Consider the following 8117-nt stretch of genomic DNA (forward strand, 5'->3'; position numbering starts at 1 on the left):
TGAGGTGGGGGTGCACGACAACTTCTTTGACCTGGGGGGCCAGTCGCTGCTGCTGGTGCGGGTGCAGGCGCGCCTGGCCAAGCGCCTCAACCGCGACATCCCCATCCTGGAACTGTTCCGCCGGCCCACCATCCATGCCCTCGCCGCCCACCTTGCCAAGGAGATTACATGAGCAACGCAATTGCGGTTGTCGGAATGAGCGGGCGCTTTCCTGGCGCGCTCGATGTCGATGCGTTCTGGAAGAACGTCTGCCAGGGAGTCGAATCCATCGCCCGGTTTTCCGCCGACCAGCTCGCTGCTGAGGGCATCTCTCCGTCGATACGGGCCGATCCGCGGTTCGTCAACGCGGGGGGCGCCCTGGACGGGATCGAACTTTTCGACGCCGGCCTGTTCGGCTACAATCCGCGCGAGGCCGAAATCATCGATCCTCAGCACCGCATCTTTCTCGAATGCGCCTGGGAAAGCCTCGAGCATGCCGGGTACAACCCGTTCGGTTTCGCCGGCCTGATCGGGGTCTACGCAGGGACGGGACCGGGCACTTATCAGGAGCGATTGAAAGCCGACCCCGAACTCGCGGCGCTGGTCGGTCACTTCCAGCTTTCGACCGGTAATGAGAAGGACCACCTGACGACCCGCGTCGCATACAAGCTCAACCTGCATGGCCCGGCGGTGACGATTCAGACCACGTGCTCCAGTTCGCTCGTCGCCGTGGCTCTCGCCTGCCAAGGCTTGCTCACCCGGCAATGTGACGTTGCACTTGCCGGCGGGGTCTCCATCGTCGTTCCGCAGCGCACCGGTTATTTCTATACGGAGGGCGGGATCTTATCCCCGGACGGCCGTTGCCGCGCCTTTGATGCGCAGGCCCAGGGTGCCGTCGGCGGAAACGGGTGCGGCATCGTGGTGCTCCGACGGCTTGACGATGCCCTCGCCAACGGCGACCACGTGCACGCGCTCATCACCGGCGCGGCCATTAACAATGACGGCTCACGGAAAGTGGGCTATACCGCCCCGAGCGTGGACGGCCAAGCCGAGGTAATCACCCGGGCGCACGCAATGGCCGGCGTCAGCCCCGACCAGATCGGCTACGTCGAGGCGCACGGTACGGGTACGCCGCTCGGAGATCCCATCGAGGTCGCGGCGCTGACCGAAGTCTTCAGGAAAGCTACCGGCAAGTGCGGCTACTGCGCGCTCGGGTCGGTGAAAACGAACGTCGGCCACCTTGATGCGGCTGCCGGAGTGACGGGCCTGATCAAAGCGGTGCTGGCCGTCGAACATGGCCAGATTCCGCCGACGCTGCATTTCCGCGAGGCTAATCCCGCCCTGAATCTTCCCGCCAGTCCATTTTTCGTCAACCGGGAGCTGCGGGCCTGGCCTGGGTCGCGGCGGGCGGGCGTAAGCTCGTTTGGAATCGGCGGCACGAATGCCCACGTCGTGGTTGCGCAGAGCCCGCCGAGGCCACCGGTCGATGCGGGCCGCGAACACCAGCTGATCGTGCTCTCGGGGCGGACCTCAGATGCGCTTGATGCCGTGACGTCCAACCTGGCCCGGCACTTGAGCGCCCATCCGGAGCTCGAGCTGGCCGACGTCGCCCACACGCTGCAATCGGGCCGCGTGCCGTTGCCGCATCGGCGGACGCTGGTTGCAACGAATCGCACAGAGGCCGTCACGGCTCTGGCCGGCCGGCTGCCCGCCCGCGTCGCGGCCGGATCCTCCCCTCCGGTTGCCTTCCTGTTCCCAGGCCAGGGTGCCCAGCATGTGCGCATGGCGGCTCGGGTGTACGCCACGGAGCCCCTCTTCCGCGCGGAGTTGGACCGGGCGGCAGAGCTACTGCGCCCCTGGATCGGCCTGGACCTGCGGCGCATCATTTTCCCGGACGAGGGCGAAATTACCCGCGCGCAGGAATGTCTGCGCCAGACCGCAATCGCTCAACCCGCGCTGTTCGCAGTCGAGTACGCGCTTGCGCAGTTATGGATGCGGTGGGGGGTGCGACCCGACGCGCTGTTCGGCCACAGCGTGGGCGAGTACGTGGCGGCCTGCGTGTCCGGAACCTTTTCATTCGAAGACGGCCTTGCCCTGGTGGCCGAGCGGGGGCGGCTGGTCCAGGCGACGCCGCAAGGCGCGATGCTGGCAGTGCCTCTGGGGGAGACGGCGGTCCGCGCGTTGCTCGACGGCGCGCTCTCGCTCGCGGCGGTCAATGGTCCGGCGCAGTGCGTGGTTTCCGGCCCCGAAGCAGCCATCGCGGCGTTGGAGCGTACACTCGCCAGTCGCGGGCTGCCGGGTTCTCGGTTGCACACCTCACACGCCTTCCATTCGGCGATGATGGACCCGATCCTCAAACCGTTTGCGGCCCGCCTCGGCGCGACTCCACGCCACGAGCCAGTGATCCCGTGGATCGCCAACCTGCACGGCGGCTGGATCAGTGACACCGAAGCGACCGATCCCTCGTACTGGACCGCTCATTTGCGTGGTACCGTACGATTCGGCGACGGTCTCAGGACGCTGCTGGAGGACCCGGATCGCATCCTGCTCGAGGTGGGTCCCGGCCAGACGCTCACCGGGCTGGCACGATTGCACGGCGCCGCGGGAGAGCGCGTCCTTATGGCCAGCCTGCCGCATTCGTTAGACCGGGGCGACGACGAGCGCCACCTCATCGCTGCCCTTGGGCAGTTGTTCCTGGCCGGCGTCAACATCGACTGGGGCGGCTTTCAGGGGCATGTCCGGCGTCGTCGGGTCGCTCTGCCGGCTTATCCCTTCGAGCGGCAGCGCTATTGGATCGATGCCAAGCCGCGCCGCTCCGCCTCTGCGGCACCCGTATCGTCTCCTGTTATCAAGGCCGGATCACCGGACGATTGGGTCTGGGTGCCGGTCTGGCGACGGACTGCGCCGGTCACATCCCTAGACCTGCTGCCGGGGCCATGGCTCGTCTTTGATGATGGGGGAGCTTTGGGCGAGGCCGTCGCCCGGGAGTTGACCAGCAACGGGCGGCAGGTCGTCCGCGTCATGCCCGGCGTCACGTTTGACCGCGCCGGCCCCCACGAGTTTCGGCTCGACCCGGATCATGAGCCCCATTACCGGCAGCTTATCGGGACGCTTAAGGCGGAGATGCTCACGCCCGCACGCGTCGTGCACTTGTGGAGTCTGGCGGGACATGAACGCACGAATCTCTACGGTCTTCTGTTCCTGGCCCAGGCATGGACGGGCGCCGGTCAGATCGGGTCGCTCGAGATCGTAGCGGTTTCCCGCAGCCTCTATGACGTGACTGGCAGCGAGGCGCTGCAAGTCAACGGGGCGCTGCTTCTCGGGCCTTGCAAGGTTATCCCACAGGAATTTTCGCACGTTAGGTGCCGGAATATCGATTTGGACGTTGGCACTGACCCGGCGATGCTTGTGGCCGAGTTGGCGGGAGGATGCAACGAGCCGGTTGTCGCTTGCCGTGGCAGCCACCGATGGGTGCAGGAATTTGAGAAGCTCCCTCCGGCAGCGCCTCAGCCGAGCGTTTTGCGGGAAGGCGGGACGTACCTGGTGACCGGTGGACTCGGGGACGTCGGCCTGGCTCTCGCTGAGACTATCGCCCGGACCGTGCGGGCGAATCTCGTCTTGATCGGCCGCGCTGAAATTCCGGCGCGGCGCGATTGGTTAACCTGGGTTGCCGTACATGGAAATCAGGACCCGATCAGCCGCAAACTAGCCCGAGTCCAAACCCTTGAACGGTTAGGCGCGCGGGTACTTCCCATGAGCGCGGACGTGTGCAATGCCACGCGGCTGAGGGTTGTCATTGATCAGATAAAAGCCGAATTCGGCCCGCTGCACGGTGTCATCCACGCTGCGGGCGCCACTGAAGCCGACGCCTTTGGCCCGGTTAAGGAGATGGCGCCTGCTGCGTGCGAGCGCCACCTCCGGCCGAAGGTCGACGGGTTGCGGGTACTCGATTCCGCCCTAAAGGACGAGCATCTCGATTTTTGCGTGCTTGTCTCCTCGCTATCCGCCGTGCTCGGCGGGCTCGGGTTCGCCGCCTACGCTGCTGCCAACGCATTCATGGATGCGTTTGCGGCCGGTCGGGCACGAGGGGGCGCGCGCTGGATGAGCATCAACTGGGATGGCTGGGATTTCAGCTGCAATCCGCGCAAGGGACGGCTCGCGCTGACCCGGGACGAGGGCATGGCGGTATTTCGGAAGTTGCTCTCCTCAGGGGTTAAAGCCTTCCCCGCACAAGTGGCAGTTTCGACTGGTGATCTCAACGCCCGGGTTGATCAGTGGGTCCGGCTGACCTCGGTGCGAACCGAGACGTCCGCTGCAGAGGCAGATCCCATCGCGGGAACGCACGAGCGCCCCACCCTGGACAATGAGTATAAAGCGCCGGAAAACGACGTCGAACGTTTCGTCGCCCAAGTCTGGCAGTCGCTGTTGGGAATCAACCGGATTGGCCGGCACGACGACTTCTTCTCCCTCGGTGGCCACTCCTTGCTCGCCATCCAAGCCGCCTCACGCCTGCGTGACGCGTTTCGGGTGGAAGTTTCGGTCCACGCGCTTTTCGAGGCCCCCACCGTGGCCCGCCTCGCGGGCGTGCTCAACGATGCACTTGCTGCCGCTGCGCCCTCCGAAGACTTGGCCGAGATCCTTGACCAGGTCGAGCATCTGTCCGATGAAGAAGTGGCCGCGTTGCTGGCTGAAGCCCCCGAGCCGCCGCGACCGACGCCATCGTCACCACCATCGCCTGAGCGATTTCTGACAAACGACGTCGTCCACGCCATCAATCGCAGCCGGGCAACTGACGGATTGGCGGCCAAGACCGCGATTCAATGTTTCTACGATTCGATCAACGGCCAGCTTAATGCCGGCGTCGCCAGCGAGCACGCGTTGTTTCTTAATTATGGGTACGTCCCGGATGGACGCGGCGAGCGTTCCGTTCACCAACTCCCCGGCAGAGTTCTGAACCGCAACCGCATACAGCTTGTCCTGGAAGTGGTCGGCGACTGCGAACTTGCAGGCCGGCGCGTACTCGATGTGGGGTGCGGTCGTGGCGGGGCGGTCGCGGTCCTGCACCAGTTCTTCTCGCCTGCCAAGATCGTCGGCCTCGACCTCTCGCCGGGCGCCATCGAGTTCTGCCGGCGCGTGCACCATTACCCGGAAGTCAGCTTCATGTGCGGCGATGCCGAGCACCTGCCATTCCCCGCCGGAAGTTTCGACGGCGTCATCAACATCGAGTCATCTCACAGTTACCCGGACGTGACCGCCTTTTACGCCGAGGTCCACCGGATTCTCGAACCGGGAGGGGTTTTCCTGTATGCCGACACCATTCCAGCCGGGGAAGTGGCTTCCCGGCTCGAGTTGGTCAGCCGGCAGGGGTTTGAGATGGAACTCGCCCGCGACATCACTCCGAATGTGGTACGCTCCTGCGAGGAACTCGCTGGGATCAACGCGCAGGCCTTCACCGCCGGGAACGCTCCGGAGGTGCTCGACGATTTCCTGGCTGTTCCCGGCTCGGAGAATTACAACCGTTTGCGTTCCGGCCGTTTGGTCTATGGCATCTGGCGGTTGAGGAAGATCTGACCATGCCGGCCGGCCCCCAATCCGAAAATGACGCTTTGGCTGCCCGGTTGGCTGCGTTATCGCCGGAGCGGCGCGCGGTGGTGGAACGCCTGCTGCGGGAACGTGAGACAGTTCCACGGGGGCTGCGGGATGGGCTGACGGCGCTGTCCTTCGGCCAGCAGCGGTTATGGTTCATGGCGCAGCTCGACCCGGTCAGTCCGGTGTACAACACCGTGACCAGCGTACCGCTGCCTGACCGGGGCGTGGAGTTGGATGCATTGCAATGGGCCGTGGATGCACTGGTGCAACGTCACGAAAGTTTGCGGACCACGTTTGTCGCCATCGACGGAGAGCCGTTCGCCCGGCTTGATCCGGACCTGAAGGTCGCTGTGGAGGTCGATGCCGACCCGGCGACGTTGGCGCGACGCCCGTTCGACCTGGAGCGTGGCCCGTTGCTGCGGGTATGCGTGCTGCGCGATCGGAAGCTGCTCGTGGTATGTATGCATCATATCGTCACCGACGCTTGGTCCATGACAATTTTTCTGCAGGAGTTATGGCTGCTCCACGCAGCTCGGGTCCGTGGCGAGGAAGTGATGTTGCCGCCACTGCCCATCTCGTATGCCGATTACGCCCTCTGGCAACGGCGGGCGCTGTCCGGTGCCCGTTTGCAGGCGCTCTTGGAATTCTGGCGCGCCGAGTTGGCGGACTTACCGGTCCTGGACTTGGCCACGGACCGGCCGCGGCCGCCGGTACCTACCCTTCAGGGCGGCAGCGTACCGGTGCGTATCTCTGAGGAGGTAACCGCAGGATTGCGGCTCCTGGCCCGGGAGCACGGGGCCACGTTATTCATGGCGGTGCTGGCGGCATTTTCGCTGTTGTTGGGCCGCTACACCGGTCAGGATTGCGTCGTCGTGGGATCGCCCGTCGCGGGCCGGACCCGTAGTGAATTGGAGGGGCTGATCGGATTTTTCGTCAATACGATCGTTTTGCGATGCGACCTGCGCGGCGGACCCACTTTTAGAGAGCTCCTGGCCCGGATCAAACAGACTGCCATTCGCGCGTACGCCCATCAGGACCTGCCTTTCGAGAAACTCGTCGAAAACCTTCAACCCGAACGGGACTTGAGCCGCAACCCGCTTCATCAAGTCATGTTTCGCCTCGAGAAGACGGCGTCGGTTGCCGCGCCGGACATGCCGGTAACCGTTGCCGCGCCGGTCCCTATTTCCGCGCCGGGCATGCCGGACCTTTTAGATAAAGAAACATCGATTTTCGACCTCTCACTTGACTTGTGGGAAGGGCTGGGGGGCCTTAACGGAAAGCTGGAGTTTTCAAAGGAGCTGTTCGACCAGGCTACCATCGAGCGGTTGACAAGGCATTTTGAGGTGTTGATCGAGGGCCTGATTGCCCGGCCCGATGTCCCGGCCCAACTGGTCCCCTTGATGAGCGTCAGTGAGCGCGAACAACTCGACGCATTCAACGCCACGACGGCACCGGTACCGAATCAATGCGTCCATGAGTTGATCGACGCGCAAGCCTCCCGCACCCCTGACGCACCAGCGGTGGGCGGGTTAAACTATCGCGATCTCGTCCAGGCCGCCAACGGTGTTGCCCGGTACCTGGTCTCCTGCGGCGCCGGTCCGGACACCCTGATCGGCGTCTCCCTGACCCGCGGTCCTGCACTGGTGATCGCCCTGTTGGGCATCCTAAAGGCAGGCGCCGCATACCTGCCGCTCGACCCGGATGACCCGCCGGCTCGCCTGGATCAGATTATTTCCGATGCTGCTCCTCTGATGGTCCTGACCGATGCCGTCACTGCGCCGTCACTGCCGTCGCCTCGACCGGATCTGCCGCTGCCAGCGGGCAATCCGGCTTCCCTGGTTTACGCCGTCTACACCTCCGGCTCTGCCGGGGCGCCTAAGGCGGTCCTGGTGGAGCACCGCTCGCTGACCAACCATTGCGTTGCTTTCGCCCGCGAAGCGGGTCTGTGCGAGGCCGATCGCGTGCTTCAGTTCGCCTCGCCAGGCTTCGACGTCGCGGCGGAGGAAATCTTTCCCACGTTAATATCGGGGGGCGCCGTTGTTCCACGTTCTGGTCATCGTGTCCCGTCGGTGATCGACCTCATCACCCAAATCGAGAATGACGGGATCACGGTAGTAAATGTGCCGAGCGGCTATTGGCACGAGTGGGTCGACGCGATGGAGAACGGATCCGCGCGCGTCCCGCCAAGCCTGCGGCTTGTGATTATCGGCAGCGAGCGGGTTGAGCCGGCACGCGTTTCTTCCTGGCACCGGCAAGTCGGCAATCGGCCCGCACTCCTGCATGCTTACGGCGCCTCAGAGGCAACCATCACTTCGCTGGTGCACTGGACCGGGAACGACGCGGTCGTGCTCGGCTTTCCCCTGGCCAACGTGGAGGCGGTGGTGGCGGGCCGGCAGGGCGAAACGCTGCCCGTCGGGGTGCCCGGGGAACTCTGGCTGGCCGGGGCCGGCCTGGCGCGCGGCTACCTGCGCCGGCCCGACTTGACGGCCGAACGCTTCGTCTGGCGCCAGGGCCGGCGCTTTTACCGCTCCGGCGACCGGGTGCGCCGC

3 protein-coding genes are annotated in these 8117 nt (G+C 64.9%); all 3 read left to right on the forward strand.

Going from position 1 to position 8117, the window contains the following annotated elements; genetic code table 11:
- On the forward strand, positions 1-172 hold a 172-nt coding region (locus tag JO015_06835), incomplete at its 5' end, for a hypothetical protein (protein ID MBV9998815.1).
- Entirely contained in the window at positions 169-5550 is a 5382-nt protein-coding gene (locus tag JO015_06840; protein ID MBV9998816.1) for an SDR family NAD(P)-dependent oxidoreductase, read from the forward strand. The genes JO015_06835 and JO015_06840, both read left to right, overlap by 4 nt.
- Before the next feature lie 2 nt (positions 5551-5552).
- The coding region (locus JO015_06845) for an AMP-binding protein (GenBank protein ID MBV9998817.1) at positions 5553-8117 on the forward strand (2565 nt) is incomplete at its 3' end.

This window comes from Verrucomicrobiota bacterium (assembly GCA_019247695.1).
In the GTDB taxonomy this organism is placed as follows: domain Bacteria; phylum Verrucomicrobiota; class Verrucomicrobiia; order Chthoniobacterales; family JAFAMB01; genus JAFBAP01.

Bases quoted from the DNA above. Each gene is read 5' to 3' on its own strand.
- JO015_06840 (MBV9998816.1), top strand. From the start codon at position 169: ATGAGCAACGCAATTGCGGTTGTCGGAATGAGCGGGCGCTTTCCTGGC.